23 protein-coding genes and 3 tRNA genes are annotated in these 21,901 nt (G+C 69.8%); 15 read left to right on the top strand and 11 right to left on the bottom strand.

Going from position 1 to position 21,901, the window contains the following annotated elements:
• The first annotated feature begins 17 nt into the window (after positions 1–17).
• From mfnA to dph2, 3 genes are read left to right on the top strand one after another with little or no spacing between them, the layout of a single operon-like run.
• Positions 18–1,190 (top strand): tyrosine decarboxylase MfnA, encoded by a 1,173-nt coding sequence (mfnA, locus tag VM681_07620; protein ID HVL87850.1) that lies wholly within the window; start codon positions 18–20, stop codon positions 1,188–1,190.
• Positions 1,187–1,744 (top strand): hypoxanthine/guanine phosphoribosyltransferase, encoded by a 558-nt coding sequence (hpt, locus tag VM681_07615; GenBank protein HVL87849.1) that lies wholly within the window; start codon positions 1,187–1,189, stop codon positions 1,742–1,744. The genes mfnA and hpt overlap by 4 nt, the downstream gene beginning before the upstream one ends.
• Positions 1,722–2,768: a diphthamide biosynthesis enzyme Dph2 gene (gene dph2 / locus VM681_07610; protein ID HVL87848.1), complete on the top strand. Its 1,047-nt coding sequence runs from the start codon at positions 1,722–1,724 to the stop codon at positions 2,766–2,768. The genes hpt and dph2 overlap by 23 nt, the downstream gene beginning before the upstream one ends.
• A 15-nt stretch (positions 2,769–2,783) precedes the next feature.
• Here the strand turns inward: dph2 and VM681_07605 are convergent, their stop codons facing one another.
• A complete protein-coding gene (locus VM681_07605; GenBank protein HVL87847.1) occupies positions 2,784–3,020 on the bottom strand; it encodes a hypothetical protein in 237 nt (78 codons plus the stop codon).
• A 39-nt stretch (positions 3,021–3,059) separates the two neighbouring features.
• A complete protein-coding gene (locus VM681_07600; GenBank protein ID HVL87846.1) occupies positions 3,060–3,989 on the bottom strand; it encodes a hypothetical protein in 930 nt (309 codons plus the stop codon).
• 101 nt (positions 3,990–4,090) lie between these two features.
• Between VM681_07600 and VM681_07595 the strand changes: the two genes are divergently transcribed.
• The 4 genes from VM681_07595 to VM681_07580 all read left to right on the top strand — a co-directional run bounded on the left by VM681_07595 (position 4,091) and on the right by VM681_07580 (position 8,655).
• A complete protein-coding gene (locus VM681_07595; protein ID HVL87845.1) occupies positions 4,091–4,861 on the top strand; it encodes a tRNA (adenine-N1)-methyltransferase in 771 nt (256 codons plus the stop codon).
• A 92-nt stretch (positions 4,862–4,953) separates the two neighbouring features.
• Positions 4,954–5,400, top strand: a complete 447-nt coding sequence (locus VM681_07590; protein HVL87844.1) for a hypothetical protein — start codon at positions 4,954–4,956, stop codon at positions 5,398–5,400.
• A gap of 75 nt (positions 5,401–5,475) precedes the next feature.
• A complete protein-coding gene (locus VM681_07585; protein HVL87843.1) occupies positions 5,476–7,356 on the top strand; it encodes a PINc/VapC family ATPase in 1,881 nt (626 codons plus the stop codon).
• A 45-nt stretch (positions 7,357–7,401) separates the two neighbouring features.
• Positions 7,402–8,655 (top strand): right-handed parallel beta-helix repeat-containing protein, encoded by a 1,254-nt coding sequence (locus tag VM681_07580; GenBank protein HVL87842.1) that lies wholly within the window; start codon positions 7,402–7,404, stop codon positions 8,653–8,655.
• On the opposite strand, the gene VM681_07575 is transcribed toward VM681_07580, so the two are convergent.
• Genes VM681_07575 through VM681_07565 form a run of 3 tightly spaced genes read right to left on the bottom strand, consistent with a single transcriptional unit; the run spans position 8,652 to position 11,795 of the window.
• Positions 8,652–9,644, bottom strand: coding sequence for a hypothetical protein (locus VM681_07575; protein ID HVL87841.1), 993 nt, complete (start codon positions 9,642–9,644; stop codon positions 8,652–8,654). The two genes, VM681_07580 and VM681_07575, sit on opposite strands and share 4 nt — an antisense overlap.
• Positions 9,645–9,675: 31 nt before the next feature.
• Positions 9,676–10,662: a DUF6687 family protein gene (locus VM681_07570; GenBank protein ID HVL87840.1), complete on the bottom strand. Its 987-nt coding sequence runs from the start codon at positions 10,660–10,662 to the stop codon at positions 9,676–9,678.
• 23 nt (positions 10,663–10,685) lie between these two features.
• Positions 10,686–11,795, bottom strand: a complete 1,110-nt coding sequence (locus VM681_07565) for a hypothetical protein (protein ID HVL87839.1) — start codon at positions 11,793–11,795, stop codon at positions 10,686–10,688.
• Positions 11,796–11,870: 75 nt separating this feature from the next.
• On the opposite strand from VM681_07565, the gene VM681_07560 reads away from it, so the two are divergent.
• Both VM681_07560 and VM681_07555 read left to right on the top strand, forming a co-directional pair.
• The gene (locus VM681_07560; protein ID HVL87838.1) at positions 11,871–12,704 is read left to right on the top strand and encodes an ArsA-related P-loop ATPase; all 834 of its coding nucleotides are present in this window, start codon (positions 11,871–11,873) and stop codon (positions 12,702–12,704) included.
• Entirely contained in the window at positions 12,701–13,708 is a 1,008-nt protein-coding gene (locus tag VM681_07555; protein ID HVL87837.1) for an ArsA-related P-loop ATPase, read from the top strand. Before VM681_07560 ends, VM681_07555 begins: the two co-directional genes overlap by 4 nt.
• A 33-nt stretch (positions 13,709–13,741) precedes the next feature.
• Here VM681_07555 and VM681_07550 read toward each other — a convergent pair whose 3' ends face one another.
• The gene (locus VM681_07550) at positions 13,742–14,734 is read right to left on the bottom strand and encodes a polyprenyl synthetase family protein (GenBank protein ID HVL87836.1); all 993 of its coding nucleotides are present in this window, start codon (positions 14,732–14,734) and stop codon (positions 13,742–13,744) included.
• Positions 14,735–14,828: 94 nt separating this feature from the next.
• Positions 14,829–15,050: a hypothetical protein gene (locus tag VM681_07545; GenBank protein HVL87835.1), complete on the bottom strand. Its 222-nt coding sequence runs from the start codon at positions 15,048–15,050 to the stop codon at positions 14,829–14,831.
• A 123-nt stretch (positions 15,051–15,173) separates the two neighbouring features.
• On the opposite strand from VM681_07545, the gene ftsZ reads away from it, so the two are divergent.
• From ftsZ to VM681_07525, 4 genes are all read left to right on the top strand, one after another.
• Positions 15,174–16,259, top strand: coding sequence for a cell division protein FtsZ (gene ftsZ / locus VM681_07540; protein HVL87834.1), 1,086 nt, complete (start codon positions 15,174–15,176; stop codon positions 16,257–16,259).
• Positions 16,260–16,618: 359 nt separating this feature from the next.
• Positions 16,619–18,130: a sialidase family protein gene (locus VM681_07535; GenBank protein HVL87833.1), complete on the top strand. Its 1,512-nt coding sequence runs from the start codon at positions 16,619–16,621 to the stop codon at positions 18,128–18,130.
• Positions 18,131–18,177: 47 nt separating this feature from the next.
• Positions 18,178–18,250, top strand: a tRNA-Gly gene (locus VM681_07530).
• A 418-nt stretch (positions 18,251–18,668) separates the two neighbouring features.
• A complete protein-coding gene (locus VM681_07525; protein HVL87832.1) occupies positions 18,669–19,082 on the top strand; it encodes a hypothetical protein in 414 nt (137 codons plus the stop codon).
• 81 nt (positions 19,083–19,163) lie between these two features.
• Here the strand turns inward: VM681_07525 and VM681_07520 are convergent, their stop codons facing one another.
• From VM681_07520 to VM681_07510, 3 genes are all read right to left on the bottom strand, one after another.
• The gene (locus tag VM681_07520; protein ID HVL87831.1) at positions 19,164–19,337 is read right to left on the bottom strand and encodes a hypothetical protein; all 174 of its coding nucleotides are present in this window, start codon (positions 19,335–19,337) and stop codon (positions 19,164–19,166) included.
• A 222-nt stretch (positions 19,338–19,559) separates the two neighbouring features.
• Positions 19,560–19,633: transfer RNA gene (locus VM681_07515), tRNA-Met, on the bottom strand.
• A 74-nt stretch (positions 19,634–19,707) separates the two neighbouring features.
• Entirely contained in the window at positions 19,708–20,505 is a 798-nt protein-coding gene (locus VM681_07510; GenBank protein HVL87830.1) for an SDR family NAD(P)-dependent oxidoreductase, read from the bottom strand.
• Positions 20,506–20,554: 49 nt separating this feature from the next.
• Between VM681_07510 and VM681_07505 the strand changes: the two genes are divergently transcribed.
• Positions 20,555–20,666 (top strand) — tRNA-Tyr (locus tag VM681_07505).
• Between the two features lie 207 nt (positions 20,667–20,873).
• Here VM681_07505 and VM681_07500 read toward each other — a convergent pair.
• Positions 20,874–21,245: a hypothetical protein gene (locus tag VM681_07500; GenBank protein ID HVL87829.1), complete on the bottom strand. Its 372-nt coding sequence runs from the start codon at positions 21,243–21,245 to the stop codon at positions 20,874–20,876.
• A gap of 459 nt (positions 21,246–21,704) precedes the next feature.
• On the opposite strand from VM681_07500, the gene VM681_07495 reads away from it, so the two are divergent.
• The coding region (locus VM681_07495; GenBank protein ID HVL87828.1) for a hypothetical protein at positions 21,705–21,901 on the top strand (197 nt) is incomplete at its 3' end.

Raw genomic sequence — 21,901 nt, 5'->3', positions numbered from 1 at the left:
ATCCCATCCGATCGGTCATGGAGCCGCCGCGTCGCGAGGGTCTGCCCGAGAAGGGCCTTCCGGACGAGGAGGTCCGCCGCCGCCTCGCCGCCGCCCGCTTGCGCGACGCCCGGTTCGACACGGGACGCATCCTCGGCTCCATGTGCACGCTTCCTCACCCGCTGGCCCGCGAGGCGCACGCGACGTTTGCCGAGGCGAACCTCGGCGATCCGGCCATGTGCCCCGGAAGCGCGCAGATCGAGGCGCTGGCGGCCGACTGGATCCTCACCCTCCTTTCCGCGCCGCCCGGCGCCGGCGCCGAGTTCGTCTCCGGCGGAAGCGAGGCGAACATCCTTGCGTTGCTCGTGCACCGAAAACCCGGCCGCGACGAGGTCGTGCTGCCGCGCAGCGCACACTTCTCCTTCGAAAAGGCCGCTCGCCTGCTTGGCCTCCGGCTCCGCAAGGCAGACCTCAACGACGACTACACGGTCGACGTCGCCGACGTCGAGCGTCTCGTCGGGCCACGCACGGCCTGCCTGGTTGGCATCGCGGGGGCCACGGAAACGGGAAGCGTCGACGACGTCCCGGCGCTCTCCGAGGTTGCCGCGGCCCAAGGCGTTCCGCTGCACGTGGATGCGGCCTTCGGCGGCTTTGTGATTCCCTTCGCCAAGCGCCTTGGGCACAGGCTTCCCGACTTCGATTTCGCCCTCCCGGGCGTGTCCACCGTCACCATCGATCCGCACAAGATGGGCCGCGCGGGCATCCCCTGCGGCGTGCTTGCCGCCCGCGACGCAAGCCTCCTTCGGGGCGCGCGCGTGGAGACGCCGTACCTCTCGGCCGAGGGCCACTTCACGCTCGTGGGCACGCGCAGCGCCGCGGGACCCGCGAGCGCGTACGCGGCCATGGCCTCGTTGGGCGAGTGGGGCTACGTGGAGACCGTGCGCGAGTGCCTGGCCGTGACCGACCACCTCGTGCGCAGCGTGAGCGCGATCGGCGTGCCGCTTGCCGCGCCGCCCACGCTCAACCTCGTCGCTCTTCGCGTGCCGTCGCCCCGCGCGGTGCGCGAGGCGCTGTCCCGCCGCGGCTGGATCGTGAACCTCGCCCCGCTTGCCGGCGGGATCCGCATCGTGCTCATGCCGCACGTCACGCGCGAGGCCGTCGACGCCTTCGTGCCCGACCTTGCCGCCGCGATCCAGGAGGTGTCCGCCTGACGCTTGCGCTCCTTCGCCAAACGACGCTCGCCTGCCCCGTCGTGAAGAAGGGCACGTACGACTACTTCGTGCACCCGCTCACCGACGGCGTGCCGCAGATCGAGCCCGCCCTCCTCCGCGAGGTCGTGGACGAGATCCTCCGGATCGGAACGTTCCGCGCGGACAAGATCGTCACGGCCGAGGCCATGGGCATTCCGATCGGGACCGCGCTTGCGCTTGCGACGGGCCTTCCGCTCTCCGTGATCCGCAAGCGAAGCTACGGTCTCCCCGGCGAGGTGTCCGTCGCGCAGACGACGGGCTACAGCGCCAACCAGCTGTTCATCAACGGCGTCCGCCCGGGCGACCGCGTCGTGTTCGTCGACGACGTCGTCTCCACCGGCGGCACGCTGTCCGCCTGCCTTGAGGCGCTCGTGAAGATCGGCGCCGAGCTTGCCGACGTCATCGTCGTCTTCGAGAAGGGCGAGGGCCGGCGCGTGGTGGAGCAGCGCTTCGGGCGCCCGGTCAAGACCCTGCTTCGGGTCGAGGTGAAGGATGGACGCGTTTCCGTGGGCTGACACGTACGAGCTCGACATGCCCTCGGTCTTCGCGGCGATCCGCTCGCGCGGCGCTCGTCGCGTGCTCCTCCAGTTCCCCGACGGCCTGCGCGACTACTCGGCGGCCGTCGCCGCCGCCGTCGCGCGCGAGACCGGCGCGGAGACGCTCGTGGCCGGCGGCGCGTGCTACGGCGCGTGCGACCCGTCGCCCGAGACGGCGGCCGTGGGCGCCGACCTTCTCGTGCAGTTCGGGCACAGTCCCATTCCCTCGGTGACGGTGAAGGACGCGCTCTTCGTGCGCGCGAAGTCGAAGCTTCCCGTGGACGGCGTCGTGCGCCGCGCGGCCGCCGATCTCCCCGGCCGGCGCGTGGGCGTCCTCACAACGGCCCAGTACGCCCACCGCCTGGAGGAGATCCTGGCGGCCCTGCGCGCGGCCGGGAAGGAGCCCTTGGTCGGACGGGGGGACCTCCGCATCGCGATGCCCGCCCAGGTGCTCGGGTGCAACTACTCGGCCGGCAAGGCCGTCCTCGCCCAGGCGGACTGCTTCCTATACGTTGGAAGCGGGGACTTCCACCCGCTGGGCATGGCCCTTGAGACCGACAAGCCGCTTGTGGTCGCCGACCCGGAGAACGACACGGTCCGAACGGTGGCCGGCCTTCGCGAGCGCATTCTCCGGCAGCGGCACGCGGCCATCGCGCGCGCGAAGGACGCGCGGAGCTTTGCGATCCTCGTGTCCACGAAGCCGGGCCAGTTCCGGATGCGCCTTGCGTTGGAGACGAAGGCGCTGATCGAGAAGCACGGCCGCGCGGCAACCATCGTCACGCTCGACACGTTCACGCCCGACTCGCTGCAGTACTGGCGCAAGGAAGGCTGCTGGGTGAACACCGCGTGCCCCCGCATCGCGACGGACGACTTCTCCAAGTACCAGGTTCCGATGGTGACGCCCCCCGAGCTCGAAATGGCCTTTGGCCTTCGGCGCTGGGAAGAAGGGTACGTGTTCGATGCGATCGACGGGGACCCGACGCAGCACGAAACGCCCCCGTGATGCGCTGCGCGCGGATCACGGCTTGCGCCCGCGCCAGGCGCTGAGGACGTCGGCGCCGCCGCCCAGGAAGAAGAGCACCGCCACGACGAGACCCGCCAAGCCCGCGGCAAAGAGCCCAAGCCCAAAGAGCGAGCCCCACAGGCCCGCCTGGAAGGCGCCCAAGCTGTTGAGGACGACGTAAGCCGCCACGGCGAAGATCGCAAGGCCCACGGAGAAGACGACGCCCAGCCGGGCAAGCTCGCGCGGATGCACGGAACGCGCATCCGCTTTTGCCCTAAAGAGGCTGCGGCCCTAGATCATGGACAGGAGCGCAAAGACGACAAAGGGCGCCGAAACGGTCGCCAGGAAGCCGTACCGCGTGAGCTTCGGGTACAGGTCGGGCCGCTTCCAGTAGTCGGCGTTGATGCTGACAAGCGCCGTGACCGCGAGGCTTCCCGCCAGGAACGAGTAGAGGCTCGCCATGATCTTGTCGATGAGCGTGAGGAGGCCAAGCGGAGGCAGCGAAGCCGTCTGGGCCACGTGGAACATGACCGCGCTGATGAGCATGCTGGTGCCCGCGCCCACGCGAAGCGACAGCTTCTCGGGCGGGAAGAGGAAGGACAATCCGCTCACGATCGCAAACACGGTGAGCGGAAGGAAGGTCTTGACGGCCGTGCCGAGGAACTCGCGCTCGACGTCGATCTCGAACACGACGCGGCTGTACACGTCGCCAAACGGGTAGGGCTCGTCCTCGACGCCAAACCGGGTCTCCTGGATGCGGTACCCGGGCACGCGCACGAACTCGTTGAGGCTGCTCTCGCCGGCGCGGTACTGAAGCTCGTGGGCTTGGAGCACGGCGTCCTCGAAGACGAGGATGAGCCTCTGGCGGTCGAAGGGGTATTGCCGGAAATCGGGGTCCGTGTAGAGGTTCGCCTGGATGCGGAACCAGACCTCGCGGATCCCGTCCTCGCGCGTCTCGTCGAGGATGCGCTCGCGGCTCGTCGGACGCCCGTTGATGAGCTCGAAGCGCTCGGGCGTGAAGTTCGCCGGGGCCTCCGCGGGCGACCAGCGGAACCAGAGGTAGAAATCCATGACGTAGGTTCCGCGCGTCGCGTCGAAGTTGCCGAAGTTGATGACGTGGACGTTCGCCTCGACGTCCGCGGCCTGCGCGTTTGCCGGGGCGGCCACGAGCAAGGCCAAGGCCAACCCCGCCAGCAACCCCACGAGCGTCCGGACCCTCATCGCGATCGGGCAAAGGCAAGTTCCTCTCTTCAAGCGCACGGTCCGCGCGCCGGCGTTCCGGAAGCGGCAGCGTTTAAGCGCCCAAGCCGGAATGCCCCTGCATGCCCTTTGCGGCCGGCGACCCCGTCCTCCTCCTCGAGCGCACCGAGGAAGGCGACGTGCGCAAGCATCTCCTGCGCGCCGGCGACAAGGTCGAGCGCTACCGAGGCCTTGGCGTCTTCGACCCGGGCAAGCTCGTGGGCCTTGCGCCGGGGGATCGCCTTCGGATCGGAAGCAAGGACCTCGTCCTCCTCACGCCCACGACGGCCGATCTCTTGGAGACGCTCGAGCGCCGCGCCCAGATCGTGCTTGCCAAGGAGGCGGGGCCGATCCTGCTCCACGCCGGCATCGTTCCCGGTGCGCGCGTGGTCGAGGCCGGCATCGGGTCGGGCGCGCTTACGATCGTCCTTGCGGCCGCCGTCGGAGCGCGGGGCCGCGTGGTGACCTACGAACTGCGGGAGGACTTCGCGCAGGTGGGGCGCGCAAACGTGGACCGCGCCGGACTAGGCGATCGTCTCGAGGTGCGGATCGGGGACGTGCGGCGCGGCATTGCGGAGCGGGAGGCCGACGCCGTCGTTCTGGACATCCCCGACCCGTGGGAAGCCGTCGCGGCGGCCAAGGAGGCTCTCCGCCGGGGCGGGGCGCTTGCGTGCTACTCGCCGCTTGTCTCGCAGATGGAGCAGACCGTCCGCGCGTTGGAGGCCGCCGGATTCGTCGACGTGCGCACGATCGAAACCCTGCAGCGCGAGTGGGTCGTGGGCGAGCGGGGTTCGCGGCCCAGCTTCGACATGCTCGGCCACACGGGATTCCTCACCTTCGGCCGGAAAGCGTAGGCGGCCCGCGGCCGCGATTCAACCCCCGGCCGTCCCAAGCCTGAAATACCCCGGTCATCCGACCCCTTTCGGGGGCTGACCGGGGTGACGCCGTGCGCGCCCTAGCGCTGGGAGCAGCGCTCCTGCTGACGGGAACCTTGCTGCATCTTGCCAATCCGCCGGCCCATCCGCCGGCTCCGGACGTTCAGGCTTCGGAGGTTCGCCTGCGGATGACGGCCTCCGACGGCCTTGCCGTGCGCCTGGAGGGCCTGCCGGACGCGCCGACGGAGAGCCTTACGCCCGAATGGATGCGCCTTTTGCCCGACGGCCGTTTCCAAGCTCGAAACGTCGGCGCGACGGCCGTCAAGGTCGAGGTGCACGTGACGGGCGAGGGCGCCGGCGTGCTGGCGTGCATCTCGAGCACGGCCAGCCCGTCGGTGAGCTGCTTTTCACGCCGCAGCGGCCCGCTCCGTCTGGCCCCCGGCGAATCCGCCTTCGTGCACCTTGGGACCCCCGCCGCGGGTCGCTCGTTCGTGGACGTGCTCGTCGCTCCCGCTTGATCGGATCGGCCACCCCACCGGAAGTCCCACGCGAACCTTGATTACGGGCCACCCCTCCTTCCGCCTCGAACCCGGATGCCCGATCCCCGACCGACGTTCGTCCCCGACACCTCCGTCGTGGTGGACGGCCGCATCACGCGCATGATCCAGGCCGCCGAGCTGCGGCAGTGCACGATCCTCGTGCACGAGGCCGTCGTGGCCGAGCTCGAGTTCCAGGCGAACCAAGGTCGCGACACGGGCTTCACGGGGCTCAAGGAGCTGGAGAAGCTCCAGTCGCTCAAGGGCGCCGCGGGGATCGAGGTCCGCTACGTTGGCGACCGTCCCGGCCTCTCCGAGGTGCAGCTTGCCGGCGGCGGCGAGATCGACGCCATGATCCGCGACGCCGCGCGGGCCCACGGCGGCACCCTCCTCACAAGCGACGCGGTGCAAAGCCACGTGGCGCGCGCGCTTGGCATCCCCGTCACGTACATCCGGCCCATCGTCGAGCGCGAGCAGAGCGTGAAGGAGCTCTCGGAGCTTGAGCTGCTCAAGTACTTCGACGACACCACCATGAGCGTGCACCTCAAGCAGCGGTGCGCCCCCTACGCCAAGAAGGGCAAGCCCGGCGCGTTTGCGCTCACGAAGCTGGACGACCGCCTGCTCGACGAGCGAACGCTCAACCGCGTGGCGCGCGAGTGCATCGAGTGGGCCCGTCGCGACGCCGACAGCTTCGTCGAGATCGAGCGCCACGGCGCGACCGTCGTGCAGGTGGGCCCGCTGCGCGTCGCCATCGCGCGCCCGCCGTTCTCCGACGGCCTCGAGATCACCGCGGTGCGCCCCATCGCGAAGCTCACGATCGAGGAGTACGAGCTCTCGGACGAGCTCCTCTCGCGCCTCTCCGACTACCGGCGGGGCGTCTTCATCTCCGGCCCGCCGGGCTCGGGCAAGTCCACGCTTGCGCAGGCGGTGGCCGAGTACCTTCGCGCGGAGTTCAACGCGATCGTGAAGACCCTCGAGAGCCCGCGGGACCTCCAGGTCTCCGACGAGATCACCCAGTACGCCCCGTTGGAGGGCGACATGGAGCTCTCCAGCGACGTGCTGTTGCTCGTGCGCCCGGATTTCGTCGTGTACGACGAGGTCCGGAAGACGCGCGACTTCGAGATCTTCGGCGACATGCGCCTGGCCGGCGTGGGCCTCATCGGGGTGACGCACGCCAACCGCGCCATCGACGCCGTGCAGCGGCTCATCGGGCGCGTCGAGCTTGGCATGATCCCGCAGGTCGTGGACACGGTCGTGCACCTCGAGGGCGGCCGCGTGAAGGAAGTGCTCGAGCTTGCCTTCACGGTGAAGGTGCCCGCGGGAATGCAAGAGGCCGACCTTGCGCGACCGGTCATCGAGGTGCGTGATTTCCTCCGCAAGCGCGTCACGCACGAGATCTACACGTACGGCGAGCAGGTCGTCGTGATGCCCGTCAAGGCCGGCGCCGGCCGCGAGCGCGCAAGCGCGAAGGACCGGCTCGCGGAGGAGTCGCTCCTTCGCTACTTCCGCCACCACGTCGAAGGCGACGTGCAGGTGGACATGACCGACGATCGCGCCACGGTCTATGTGGAGGAGTGGGAGATCCCTCGCGTGATCGGCCGGCAGGGCCGGAACGTCCAGCGAATCGAGCAGGAGCTTGGCGTCAAGGTGGACGTGAAGCCCATGGCCGGCCGCGTCGACAAGGGGCGGCGCTCGGCCGAAACGACGAAGCGGTACGCGGAGCTCACGCCCGAGCTTCGCAAGACAAAGACGAGCCTCGTGCTCGTGCTCGAGCCCGCCTACGCCGGCCAGAGCGTCGACGTCTGCGTCGACGGCGAGGTGCTGTTCCAGGCCACGATCGGCCGCAAGGGGGAGATCAAGGTGTCGCGCGAGTCCGATCTGGGTCGGGACGTGACCGAGGCCCTTCGGGAAGGCCGCAAGGTCACCTGCCGGGTCTAGGCCGCTTCCGTTTTCGCTTTGTAATAGGAGCGCCTACGACCTTTCGTGCGACCCTTCGGCGCGCTTCCCTTGGCGCTCCTTCTCCTGCCGATCCTCGCCTCGGGCGCGCCGGCCGACCCCGTGCCAAGGGCCGCCGAGCGGGACCCCCATGCGCCCATCGCCATCACCTCCGACGCCCTCCTGCTGCTGCCCGACGTCCTCGTCGGAAACGGCGTTCGGCGCGGGTCCGGAACGGCCTCTGACCCCTATGTCATCGAAGGCTGGGACATCGACGCCTCCTCGCAGGACGGCATCCTCCTCTCGGGCGTCACGCGCCACGTGGTGATCCGGAACAACCGCATCGCCAACGGCCTCGAGTCCGCCGGCCGCTACGTGTACAGCGGCATCGTCGTCCAAAACTCCGGCAACGTGACGATCGAGGGCAACGACATCGAGAACTGCTACGACGGCATCTTCCTGCGCGAGCGCGTGCGCGCGCGCGTCGAGGGCAACCGCGTCGACACCGTCCGCAACGCGGGCATCGAGAGCTGGGCCTCGGAGGCGACCCTCCTTGGCAACGACATCCGGCGAAGCGACCGGGCGGGCGTCGCGTGGGCCGCCGAGCCGACCTCGCCGCTTTCCGCCTCCGTCCGCGGGAACGTCCTCGCGGACGTGGAGGTCGGGATCCACGTGCGCGGAGGGCGCGACCACGTCGTGGAGGGGAACCGCGTCTCCCGCGCCGTCGCACAGGCCCTCCTCGTCGAGACGGCCCAGGGGACCTCGCTTCTGGGATCGAACCTGGCCGACGGCAGCGCCACGGGCGTCGAGGTGAGCGCCGCGCGCGCCGACGTGCGCGACAACGTTCTCGCGCGCAACGCCCTGGGCCTTCTGGCCGACGGCGGCGTGCGGGCGAGCGGGAACGCCATCCACGACAACGCGCGCGGGGTCGTCGTGCTGGCCGGCGAGCCGGAACTCACGGGAAACGACCTTTTCGACAACCGGGCGGCCGGCCTTGTGGCAACGCCGGGCACGCTTGCGGCCGGCAACTGGTGGGGCTCGCGGGACGGCCCCTCCGGAATGGGGCCCGGGCGCGGGGATCGGGTGGAAGGCGGGGTGTTTGCGCCCTTTGCCGCCTCGCCGTGGACCGTGGCCGGCCGAAACCGCGGCGAGGGCGCGTCGTTGGGATACGGGGGGCCCCCGCCAGGCGACGAAGCGGAGGGCGACGCGTGGCTGGGCGCCGTGCTGCTGGCGGGGGGCTTGGCAGTCGTCGTCGCCGGCGTGTGGCGGGCCCGACGCAGACGCGGCGGGGACGGAAGCTAGCCGAAGGTGGACTCCCGGATCTCCACGCTTGTCGCGTAGAAGCGCACCGAGCCTTGGCCGTGGGTGCCGCCGAGCACGGTCCAGGTGCCCGGCGTGGGCGGAAGCTCGCGGCCGTCGTTGCGCGCGCCCGTTCCGATCACGCCGTCGCTGTAGGCGACGTTGCCGGCGGGGTCGATGAGCGTCACCCCGTTGGCGCCCGTGCCCTCGAACACGCCCCAGACGAACAGGGTGGCCGCTCCTTGGGGCACCTGGAAGCTCGACCGCTGGGCCGGCCCGGACCATTCGAGCGCCAGGACCTCCTCGCCGCGCCCGTAGTAGACGGGCCCCTGGTACTCCGAGCCAAACGCGCGCACCGTGCGCGTGTAAACGACGTTTCCGTCGGGATCCGAAATGGCAAGCTCGCGGTGGAACCGCACGGACGGCGTGTAGTCGTAGGTGGATCTCCAGCCGCTCGGGAACGTGACCGTGATCACAAAGCCGGGCTCGGAACCCGCCGGACCGCGGACGTCCGTGGCGCGCGCCAGGGCCTGGCCGGCGACGCCGCTTGGCGACAGGACGGTCCAGGTCTTGTTGTCCTCGAGGGGAAACTCGTAGAAGGGGACGAGGCGCCCTTGCACGATGGGGCCAAGGGTGCGCTTGTCGATGGCTCCCAGGAGCCAGTTGTCGCCGATCGCGTCCCACTTGGCCGCTTCCCGATCCGTTGCGGCCGTCGTGTACGCTGCTCCGGCCGCCGAGACGACGACGAACTTCGTCGTCTGGGACCAGCCTTGACCCTCCTCCTGGATCTCCCACCAGTCGCCCGTGTCCCACGTGGGCGCGTCGTTTTGCGCGCCCACCAAGGAGCCCTGCGGCGCTTGCTTGGGGACAACGCCCGCGAGCGCCGAGGGTTCCACGCGCTCCTCCAGCGTGAAGCGGTCGTCGGCGGCAAGGCAGCCGGAGAGCGCCGCGGCCATCGCGATCGCCCCCAACGCAAGCCGCGGAGCCCCCATGGTCGCCTCGGAGGCCAGTGCGCCCGGGGGGTTAAAAGTCTTGCTGCGGCGCGTTCGTCGCGGGGGGATCCTGTCGGCGGTCGACAAGGAACCACGCGAGCCGCCCGACGACCTCCGTGGGCTCAAGCGTCGAGACCTCCGGCGCGCCGCCGGGCGAGACAAACGCGAGCGCCTCGGATCGGCCGCGCCCCGGGTAGCCGTCGTGCATCCATCGCCCGCGCCGATTGGTTTCGAGCGCGTTGAGCGGCAGGCACAACTTCTCAAGCGACGTGCGACGGATCGGCGGCCGCCGCACCGTCCTTGCCCATGCGTGCGGCCGCCACTCGGCCCGGTAGGCGTATCCGCCCTCCTTCCGCACGACCAAGAGCACGAGGTCACCGCGTGCCTTGGCGAAAAGGACGGCCGGGTGCGGCTCGTCGTCGGACTCCACGACGCCAAGCCGCGCGGGAGCAAGCTCCGTGACCGAAAGCGGCGCGTCCAAGCTTCGAGACCACCACGCGTGCTCGTCGCCCCAAAGCTCGCGCCACGCGTCCGGTCCGCGCAGCATGGAGGCGACGTTCGAGAGCGCGAACTCGTAGGCGCGCTCCTCGGCCTGCGGCAGCGCAAGGCCCGCGATCGAGGCGGAAAGCGGCGAGGCTCGATGGTCGAGGATGCCGGCAAGCGCGGCCGAGACCTGCAGCGCCTCCTCGGATCCCACCTCGGCGTAGTCGCCGCATTCGGCCGCCGCGACAAGGAGTTCCCGATGATGGCGCGCGGCCTCGGGCTCGAGGAGGGCCCAGGCGGAGAGCACGCCGTCGGCGTCGTAATGGTCGTTCGTGACGAAGGAAAAAGGCCCGGGCGGCGACGGGTCTTCGAGGAACCGAAGCGCGCACTCGACGCCGGTGTCGGCGGCGTACCGCTCCGGCGTACGGCTTTCGGGATGGTGGCCCAGGCACAACGCGGCCGGCGCCGAGCCGTCCACGCACACCGTGCGCTCCACCGGCGGGGCCCGGGATGCATGGACGAACCGAAGTGCCACGGCTCGAGCAGCGCGCGCCCGGCTTATCGCCCTTCGCCTGCGGGAAGCAGGCCGCCAAGCGCAAGCGACGATTCGAGAAGGTAGGCCTCGGGCCGCTTCAGCGGAGGTTCCGTTCCCCATCGGGGGTGGCGGTCGGACGCGAGGCGTACGAAGGCGGCCGGAAGGCCGCCGAGGTCGTCGGTCGCAAACGGTTGCGCCGTCCCATAGGCGACGCTTACGTTTGCGATCGTGGTCCATCGCGAGCCGTCCTCGCTCGCCTCCACGAGGAGGTGTCCCCCAAGCTTCTCGGGCGGCAATTGGCTCCGGTCGTCCGGCCGGAAGTAGGCGAGCGTCGCCACGCCGGACACGCGGTCCAGCCGGGCCAAGCCCCCCAGGGGGTACGTGTGGAAGAAGCTTGGCGCGTCCCAGCGGTTGAGGCCGCCAAACCAGCACGGATGCGAAGGAAACACGTCCTCGAGGATGTCCCGCTCGCAGGACAACCCTCGCTCGCCCGGGGCAAGGGAGGCGGGCGGGACGCGCGCGACAACGGTCACGTCGAGCTCGAAGCGCGAAGCGTCCACGTAGCCGGAGAGCCCCTCCGCCGACGAGAGCGGCTGGCGGACGCGAAGGTAGCGGAACGGCACGTCGGGCGCGGTGAAGTTCACGGCCACCTCCTGCCGGATGAGCGCCTCTGCGCTCGTCTCCGCGTACACGAGCCGGTAGGGGCCGTCGGCCACGCGCGTCCACGCGCGCCCGTCCACGCTCACCTCGACGGGAACGGGCGTGCGCACCTCGCCTCCGCCCGGCGCGGGACCCTCCGTCGGCGGCGAGAGCTGCTGCTCCACGACGAAGAAGACGGCGCCGCCCCCGTGCAACGCAAACACGGCGTCGCGTCCGACGAAGTAGTGGTGATGGCCAACGTGCGCCCAGCAGCCCTCGAGCGCGTAGGAGCTCTCCATCGCGCGAAGGTCCTCGCCATCGCACGCGATCACCAAGCGAAGGCGATCGCCCACGGCGGGCTCGTCGCCACCCCCCGTTCGCGGCTCCTCCGGCCCCGGGACTGCGGGCCCCTCACCCGGCCACGCCAGGTAAGCGACCGCCGCGGCGGCGGAGACGGCCAGGATCGCAAGGGCGAAACGGACGCGAGGCTGCACGCTCGGGTCAGGGCCGCACAAACCATGGACGTTTCGGCGGCGAGGCTTTTTTGCCAGGGCCCCGGTTCCCGCCGCGTGGGCGAGCTTCGCATCGTGCTTGGCAAGGGCGGCGCGGGCCGCACCACCGTCGCCGCCGCGCTCTGCCTCTCCGCCGCGCGCAAGGGACGCGCCGCCACGCTCGTCACGCTCTCCCCGCTTGCCCCCGGGACGGGCGTTGCAGGCGACGAGACGCTCGACCCGATCCCGTTCCGCACGCTTGCGATCGACCCGCGCGCGGAGCTCGACGCCGCCGTCGCGCGCGTGACGGGCCTTCGCCTTCTGCCGCGCCTTCTTTCCTTCCACCCCGCCTACGCGGCGCTCGCCGACGTCGCGCCCGGCGTGAAGGAGGTCGCGTCCCTCGACCGCATCGTCGCGCTTTCGCGCCAGACCGACCTCGTCGTCGTGGACGCGCCCGCGACCGGCCACGGCCGAAACCTTCTCCTTGCGCCCCGCAAGGCGGCCGACCTCGTCGCCGGGCGCCTGCGCGAACGCGCGCTCGCCGTGGAGTCCGCCCTGCGCGAGCCCACGTGCCGCGCCACCGTCGTCGCCACGCCGGAGGAGATGCCCGTCCGCGAGGCGCGCGAGCTTCTCGAGCTCCTTGACGCGAACGGGTTCCACGCGGAGCGGCCCGTCCTCAACCGCTGCCTTCCGGCCGTGACGCAAGACGAGGAGGAGGGCGATCGCCTGGCCGCGCTTGCAAACGCGGCGGGTCCCGCCGAGCCCTGGGCGAAGGCGGCCCGATGGATCGACCGCGCGCACCGCGAGGGCGAAGTCGCCGCCGCCGATCTTCCGTCGCCCCGCCGCGTGCCGTGGATCCCTTCCCCCGCGGGACGCCTTGCGCGCGTCGCCGACGCGATGGAGGCGCCATGACCGTCGAACGGGCGCTCGCGGACCGCCGGCTCGTCGTCGTGCTTGGTCCCGGCGGCGTGGGCAAGACCACCGCGTCGGCGCTCTTGGCCCTGCGCCTCGCGCGCCGCCGGCGGACGCTCGTCTTCACGGCCGACCCCGCGCGGCGCCTCGCCGACGCGCTCGGCGTGCCGCTTGCGCGAACGCCCGTCCGCGTGCGCGAGAACCTGCATGCGTGCATGCTCGATCCCAAGGCCTCCCTGGACGCGCTCGTGTCCACGTACGCGCGGCCGCGCGAGCGCGACGCGATCTTCGCAAGCCCGCTTTACGCGCACCTCTCCGACGCGTTTGCCGGAAGCGAGGACTTCGTCGCGATGGGCGACCTGTACGAACACGTCGAATCCGGCGACTTCGAAACGATCGTCGTGGACACGCCGCCTTCGCGCCACGCGGTCGACTTCCTCGACGTTCCCTCCCGCCTCCTGCGTGTCTTCGAGACCGGCGCCGTACGGTGGGTCCTGCGCCCCGGCGGGTTCCTCGCGGGTGGCGCGGCAAGCCTCCTTGCAACCGCCACGAGCGGCGAGTACGCGCGCGACCTCGCCGGCTTCTTTGCGGCCTTTGGCCGCATGTTCGAGGAGCTGGAGGCCCGCGCGCGCCGCATGCAGACGCTCCTTGGCGACCCCGCGAGCACCGCGACCATCCTCGTCGCCGCGCCCGAGGCCGCGGCCGTGCGCTCGGCCGCCGCGCTCGCGACGCGCCTTGCGGAGCGCGGCGCTCCCCCGGCCGCCGTCATCGTGAACCGCGTCCTGCCGCCCATCGACCTTCCCGGCCCGAGCGTCCCGGCGGGGTTTGGCGATCTTGCCCCGCGCGTCGAGCGCGCGGCGCGGCTCTATGAGGCGCTCCGTGCGGAGGAGGCGCCGCACGCGGCGGCCGCCCTCGCGTTGGCCCCCGCGGGCGCGCGCGTCGCCGCACGGGCCGGAGGCCTTCGCACGCTTGCGCGGTTGGAAGAGGCGGCGCGCGAGCTGTAGCGCGATGCATACGCATGTATACGTATGTATACATCAGGCGTCGCGGCGCGCGACGCTCTCGCAAAGCGCGAGGAGCTCGCGCTTGTACGGCGAGTCGGGCACGTGCGCGACGGCGGCTGCGGCCTGGCCCGCGTACGCGTCGACGATGCGCTCGGCCTCGCCCAAGCTTCCCGAGGCGAGGATCGTGTCGATGAGCTCGCGCACGTCCTCCTCGCTCTTGACGGCCTTCTCGACGAGCACGCGGAAGCGCTGGTTGCCGGCGCGGATCGTAAGCAGGCTTGGAAGCGTCGGCACGCCGCCGCGGAGGTCGACGCCGCGGGGCTTGCCGGTCGCGTTGCCGCGCACGTCGAGGAGGTCGTCGCTCATCTGGAAGGCGATCCCAAGCGCGCGGCCGAAGCGGGCAAAGGCGTCCGTGGTGGCCGCGTCGGCGCCGGCGAGATAGGCGCCGATCTGGCAGGCTTTCTCGATGGGCGCGGCCGTCTTCTTGGCGACGATCTCGACGTAGCGGTCAAGGCCGATCGAGAGGTCGCGCAGGTGGCGGTGCTCGAGGAGCTCACCCTCGGCAAGCCACGTGGAGGCGCCGGCCGTAAGCTCGATGATGCGAGCGTCGAGCACGGAGCCGGAGAGCTCGAAGCCCTTCACGAAGAGGAAGTCGCCGGCGAGGATGGCCCGCTCGAGGCCGTATTCCCGGTGCGTGGCGGGGACGCCGCGCCGCCGGTCGCCGCCGTCGATGATGTCGTCGTGGATGAGGGTGGCCGTGTGGACGAGCTCGATGCCCGCGGCCGCCAGACGGACCTTGTCCGTTAGCTCGGTGCCCCCGCAGGCGGCGTATGCGAGGAGGCCCACGCGGGGGCGCAGGCGCTTGCCGCCGGCGCGCACCATCTTCAAGGCCATCTCGGAGAGGAGGGGGTCCTCGGTCCGCGAGACGGCCTCGGCCATCGTGGCCTCGACGCGCGCCATCCACGCGTCGACGTCGACCGTCGCGGCGTGGTGCGCCCGCGCGGCCGTGGCGGGGGGTTGGGCCATCGTGGATGCGTACGGGCGGTTCGTTCAAAAAGGTTCGGAACTTACGATTGGGTGCCCGTGCGTCTCCGTCGCACGGCGAGGCCCGAGCGCGGGCTCACAGCGGCCGGTTGGTCGACGGCGGGGTGCGCGCCAGGCCGAAGTGGGCGACGAGCGAAAGCAGCCCGTGCAGGATGAGGTAGAGGCCGACGATCCACGCGATGAGGGCGGGCATGAGGATGACGGCGATGCCAAAGACGATCATGAGCACGGCCGCGATCTCGCCGGTGACGCCCATCGTGCGGAACGCCCGGTCCACGGGTTCGACCATCGGATTCACCGTGGAGCCAAACGCCGGAAAAACAAAGATTTTTCGAATGTCCCAAACGCGTTTCGAAGCGTTTATACCGGATTCTTTATCTTAAAGCGCCTAGGGGATGCACGCGTGACGTTGAAGAGCCTCATTCGCGAGGCCGTGGAGACCTCGACGGCCCCCGCGCCTCCGGTCGCCGCTTCGTCGGACGACGAGGAGCTCAAGCAGATTCTCGAGGGACTCAAGACGACGATCAAGGTGTTCGGCTGCGGAGGCGGCGGCTGCAACACGGTGAACCGCATCGCGCAGGAGCCCGACACGGGCGTCGAGATCCACGCGCTCAACACGGACGCGCAGCACCTCCTCGTCTCGCGCGCGCACCACAAGATCCTCATCGGAAAGCGCCTCACGCGGGGCCTGGGCGCCGGCAGCCTGCCGCAGGTCGGCGAGCAGGCGGCGATGGAGAGCGAGGCCGAGATCCGCAAGGCCCTCGAAGGCTCCGACCTCGTGTTCGTCACGTGCGGCCTGGGCGGCGGCACGGGCACGGGAAGCGCGCCCGTCGTGGCGCGGCTTGCCCGGGAAATGGGCATCCTCACGATCGCCGTGGCGACGCTGCCCTTCCGCGTGGAGGGCGCGATCCGCATGCAGAACGCCGAGGCCGGCCTCGCGCGCCTGCGCGACGCGGCGGACACGACGATCGTCATCCCCAACGACAAGCTCCTCGAGATCGCGCCGCGCCTTCCGCTGAACGCCGCCTTCAAGGTGGCCGACGAGGTGCTCATCCGCTCCATTCGCGGCATCACGGAGATGATCACGAAGCCCGGCCTCGTCAACCTCGACTTTGCCGACCTCAAGACCGTCATGACGCGCGGGGGCGTGGCCATGATCGGGCTTGGCGAGTCCGACTCCGAGAACCGCGCCAAGGAGGCCGTGCGCGAGGCGCTCGAGAGCCCGCTTCTGGACGTGGACGTCTCCACGGCCACGGGCGTTCTCGTGGACGTCGTGGGCGGCCCGGACATGACGATCTCCGAAGCCGAGTCCTGCGTGCAGGAGATCCATCAGCGCGTCAACCACGACGCTCGCATCATCTGGGGGACCTCCGTGCAGCCGGAGCTTGAGCGCACGATCCGATGCATGGTCGTGCTCACGGGCGTGCGCAGCCGCCAGATCCTGGGTCCAAGCGAGGACCGCAAGCGGCAGGTGCGCGCGGAGTCGGGCATCGACTTCGTCCTCTGACCTTCACAAGGGATGCACAGGAACGAAAAGGAGGGATAGCGAACGCTCGACCACGATCGAATCGGGCACTGGGTGATGTGCCCGGACCACGCCAGCCGACCAAACGCCGTCATCCGGGGCCACCGCTTCCACGTGGCCCTGCCGCACGGACCCGCCTGGAACTGAGGGACGCCGATGATCAAGGCCAAGCGATTTCCCAAGCGCGCGCCGCCCTCGGATCGCGCCGCCACCGGCGAGATCCACACCTGGACGCTCGAGCCGGCCAAGGCGAAGATCAAGCGCAGCAACTGACCTCCACCCCCGCGCCGCCGCATCGGCGCGCAACAAGGCTTAAAAGGCGGGGGGACGACTGTCGCGCCATGCGGGCAAGCGGAGGCTTCGTCGCCATCGCCCTTTCCACGGTCGCCCTCGCCGGGTGCCTTGGGCCCACCGAGACGGTGGACCCCCTCACCATCCCGTCGCTTCCGGTCGCCCTCCAGAACCCCGCGCTCCAATGCATCCAGACCCTCTGCAACTTTCTCGCCACGGTCGACCCCGTCACGCGCCAGGCCAACGAGCTCTCCATCGCCGTGAACCCCACAGACCCACGCAACATCGTGGCCACGGGGAAGGACTACACGCCCGAGTACGCGGGCGACTGCGTGTGGGACGGCTTGTACGTCACGAAGGACGGCGGGGCCACGTGGAAGAACTCGAACCTGCCGGGAAGCCCGTGGAAGCGCCTCCGCGATCCCGCGGAGCCCGTCACCGAGTTCTCGTCCTTCTGGTGCGTCACGGATCCCGTCCTCGCCTTTGGCCCCGACGGCACGCTGTACTGGACGGTCATGCCCTACCAGTGCGACGCGGCCTCCGGAAGCAAGACCGGCCGCGGGGTCTTCCCGCAGGTGCCCGGCACGTTTTTCGGCGGGGGCCTCAACGACTGGGCCTTCACGTGCAGCGCCATGTACGTGCTCGTCTCCGAGGACGGCGGCGAAACGTGGCCCATCGTGCGCGAGGTCGCCTTCGGTCCTCTCCTCATGCACGACAAGCAGTGGATCGCGGCCTCGCCCGACGGCAAGACCGTGCTTCTCTGCTGGGACTGGAACCTCGCCTACGTCGTCCACGCCGAGATGGTCTGCTCGGTCTCCAAGGACAAGGGACGCAGCTGGAGCGATTACGCAAGCGTGAACCCGAACTACGACGGCTACTACCCCTTCATGGACTTCGACTCCGACGGGATCGCCTACATGGCCTTCCAGGACCGCTCGAGCATCTACGTCGCCCGCAGCGCCGACGGCCTCTCGTGGGAGGCGCCCACGCGCGTCGGCGCGCACAAGATGCCTCCGCCGGGCGGCGAGCACGGGCGATCCGTGCTTGCCAACAGCGAGTTCCGCGTCGCGGCCATGCCGCAGCTTGCCGTCGACCGCTCGGTCGGGCCGCACGGCGGCAACGTCTACGTCACCTGGTTCGACCACTCGTCGGGCTTTGGGCGCACCCTGTTCGCGCGATCGACCGACGGCGGGCAAACGTTCTCCGAGCCCGTCATCGTCCGCGACCTTCCCGAAGACCATCCCAGCGACCAGTTCTTCCCGGCGATCAGCGTCGGCCCCGACGGCGTCGTGGATCTCTCGTGGCACGATCGGCGCGACGACCCCGCAAATTACGTGTACGACCTGTATTACGCCTACTCTCGCGACGGCGGCCTCACGTGGAGCGCCAACCTGCGCGTGACGGAAGTCTCGTCGGACGAGCGCTTCTCGCGCCACCAGAACGGCATGGTGTTCCTCGGCGACTACCGCGCGTCGGCCTCCTCGGCGGGCGCGGCACACCTCGTGTGGACGGACACGCGAAACGGCAAGGCCGATGTGTTCGTGGCAACGGTCGAGCGCTAGAGGGTCGCAACGGACAAATACCCCCACCCGTATCCTGCCCCTCGCCCGCGAGCGTAGTATAGCTTGGTAGTACACTGCGTTGCCAACGCCGTTGCTCGGGTTCAAATCCCGACGCTCGCATGGGCCCCCGCGCAGTGGGGGCCATCGGGACGTTGGGGTTTTGACCTGAGCCCGTCGCCGTTGCTCGGGGTCTGAGCGCGCGAGCGCAAGCGAGCGCGCGAAGACGAGCGGAATCGAGCGAAGCGAGATTCCGCGAAGTCAAATCCCGACGCTCGCATCCACCTTTCCCGCTCGACGGCCACTCGCTTCGCATTGTGGCCACCTCGCGGAAAGAGCAGGTTGTCCAAAGGCGCGCGCGGCGCGGCCGCTCGCGCGCCCCTGAGGCCGCGCTCGCATGATGGCCGTCGGCAAAGCCGAGGCCGCTTCGAAGTAGATGACAGGCGCCTTCTTCGACGACCGGCCGAGCGTTTCCCGCGAGCCCGTCCCACAGCCTTCTTGAGCCCACGGCGGAAAGGCGAGTGGCAAGAGGGAGCGATCCATGGCAACGACAACCGAGCGAATGGGAACGGGACCGTACGACGCGACCATGTGGCCGGGACGCCGGCTGTCGGCGCTGGCAGGCGGCATCTTGGGCTTGGTCATGGCCGTGCTGCTGCTCGTCGGCTCGTACGCCGACGTGGCCACGCCAATGGGGACGGACTTCACCTTGGGCGGCGCCCTCGTGGGCGGGATCGGCGTCGTCCACCTCATCCTCGCGCTGCTCGTGTTCGCAAGCGTCTACCTGTTGTTCAACAACGAGCGCCTGCACGGAGGACTGCTCATCGTCTACGGCATCATCGGCGTCGTGCTCGGGTTCGGTTTCTTCCTGGGCGCGATCCTCGTGATCGTCGGCGGCGCGCTCTCCTTCGTCTCGACGCCCGCCGGAACGATGGGCCGCCGGCCGGTCACGTAAACGGGAACGCGCGTCCGCTTCGGCGGCGCGTTCACAAAGGCGCGAGACGCTCGCGCCTTCCCTTCCATTTCCGACTCCTGCTCAGTGGACGTTCACGTCGACGACGCAGCGCCCCAGGACGGCGTAGCTGCAAACCCAGCCACCGTCGGTCTCGCAGTTCGTGCTTACGGTAGCTCCTCCGCACGGGTCCGCCGCTTCGACGGGCGCCACGATCGCCACGAACGAGGCGACAAGGAGCATCATTCCAACGGCCAAGCGCATTCCACGGGACGTTTCGTTCGCCATGCTCTCCGCAAAGGGGTCGCCGACGGGGGCTATCTTCTTTCTGACCGCAGACCGAAACCGCACGAAAGCAAGCCCAGCGACGAAAGCGCCACGCGATCGATCCATCGGGGGCGCCCGACGTCCGCCCGGCGCCTTCTTGCCAAGTTGGGGGCGCGCGCGGCGGGCGCGGCTTCCCGACGTCTCAAACGGTAGTGTCGGCGGGGGGATTCGATCCCCCGGCCTTCGGATTATGAGTCCGACGCTCCACCAGGCTGAGCTACGCCGACGGGGCGGGATAGGCTCCAAGAATATGAGACCGTCGGTTCGCGAAACCCGGCGCGCCCGTCCGTCGTGCGGGCCGCTAGCGCATGACGGTCCCGCCGTCCACGACGAGCACCTGACCCGTCACGAAGCTTGCGTCGTCCGAGGCGAGGAACGCGATGGCCCGAGCGGCTTCCAAGGGCTCGCCCCAACGACGCAACGGCGCCTCCGCGGCGAGCGCCTCGCGGTCCGTTTCGGAAAGCGTGTCGTAGGTCGCGGCCGTCCGGATGTTTCCCAACGCGACAGCGTTCGCACGGACTCCCATGGGGCCGCATTCGCGTGCGACGTCGCGCATGAGCCCAAGGAGCGCGGCCTTTGCGACCGTGTACGGGGCGCCCTTGTAGCCCACGAGCGCGGGCGTGCTTGCGACGTACACGATGGCGCCGCGGCCGGCCTGGCGCAGGTGAGGGATCGCCGCGCGCGTGAGGTGCGCCGAGCCCAGAAGATCGACGCGGAAGACCTTCAAGAACCGCTCCTCTACCTCCTGCGGCGGAATCTCCAAGATCGGCGTTTCCCACAACGACGCCTCCATCGGGTAACCGGCGTTGAGCACGAGCGCATCCAGGCGTCCGCCGAAGGCCACGGCCTCCCCGACGAGCCGCCGCGCGTCGCCCACGTCCGCCACGTCGGCGCCCACGCCGCGTGCCGGCACCCCCGATTCCCGTGCGAGCCGCTGCGCGGTCGACGCGGCGTCCTCGGCGTTTCGCGAGCAGAGGACCACACGCGCGCCGCGGGACGCAAGCTCTCGGGAGATTTCCCAGCCGACGCCGCGGGTCCCGCCCGTGACGATCGCGACTTGCCCCTCGAAATCGCGCAAGCGCGCCATCGCGTCGGGCAAGCAACCCCAAACCCATAAATAGCGCCCCCAGAATTGCGCCTGCGGTTTCCCCCGCTTAGCTCAACCTGGTTAGAGCGCCTGACTGTAGATGGAGTTGGCTCTGACGCTGGTGCCGGCCTGCAGGCATCAGGAGGTTCCCGGTTCAAATCCGGGAGCGGGGACTCGCTCCCGCTTCGCGCTCGCTCGTCCCCTTTTCCTTCGCGTGTCGCTTCGCTCCACGCTCAGGGAGCGGGGACTTCGCCATCCCTTCGGGCTGGCTCGTCCCCTCCCCGCGAAGCTTCGCCGCGCTGCGCGCGGCTCCCCTTCGCGGGAGCGGGGTAGGGGTTCGGGGAAAGGGGCATTGCCCCTTTCCCCGACGTTCTCGTTGCTCACTCCAGCGGCGGCAGCAGCGCGCTCTCCACGAACGCCCGCTCGCAGCGGTACGCGCGCACCCAGTCGTCGTACTCGCAGCAGAAGCCCGCGGACGCGACGTTGCCCGCGTGGGCGGATCCGCCGATGTCGCATTGCCGTACGGTCACGTTCTCGGGGTGCACTTCGAGGGGCTCGTAGCAATACAGGAACGACGGGTTGCTTGCGCTTCGCTCGCAACAGAAGCCGGCCGCCGCAAGGTCGCCCGCCGTCGCGATGCCGCCGACGGCGCAGGTCTTCACGCTCACCGGGCCAACGCCCAGGCCCATCGCCGGGCCCGCAAGGGCCAGGGACGCCAGGGAGAGGGCCGCCAACAGGATCTTGGTCTGCATGGTGGGTCTCACCGGCTCCGGCGAGCAAGACGCCTGGACATAAGCAAAGTGCGCGGGTTCTTGGAGATCGAGATCCGAACGATTGTGACACGTTGCAACCCTGCACGTGGGCACTTGAGCTCGAAAGTTGCGGTCTTGCGACCCTGCAGGTCCCTGAACGCGGCGTCGAGCCTGCGCGCACGCCCGCGCGGATCGCTCTTGAGCGACTCTCGCACCCATGCGCGGGTTCCCTTGCGCTTTGCTTTCGGACGCGAGGTCCGAAATCGGGCTCCTGCCAGGCCGGGCGTCGGGTTTCAGCGCTTTTTTGGTGTTGAAATCACAATTACCGATTTGCATTGCGAAATAGATGTCAATGCATCTGTGTTATAAGGCCGCTTGCGTTGTAAGGCTGCCGATCGAAGAAACCGATCGCTTCCTGTGATCAACATGACACAACCAACGACGACGAAAGAGTTCATCATGGTGCTTGAAAACAAGCCCGGAACGCTCGCGGAGATCGGAACCGCGCTTGGCAAGGCAAACGTGCACATCACGGGCTTTGAGATGCAAACGCAGCAGGACTTCGGAACGCTCCGGTTTGCCACGAACGAGCCCGCGAAGACCGAGCAGTGGCTCAAGAGCACGCGCCACGCGTACCGCGTGCGCGAGCTCGTGAC

The organism is Candidatus Thermoplasmatota archaeon (genome assembly GCA_035541015.1).
In the GTDB taxonomy this organism is placed as follows: Archaea; Thermoplasmatota; SW-10-69-26; order JACQPN01; family JAIVGT01; genus DATLFM01.
This window is presented reverse-complemented; position numbering and strand designations above follow the sequence as displayed.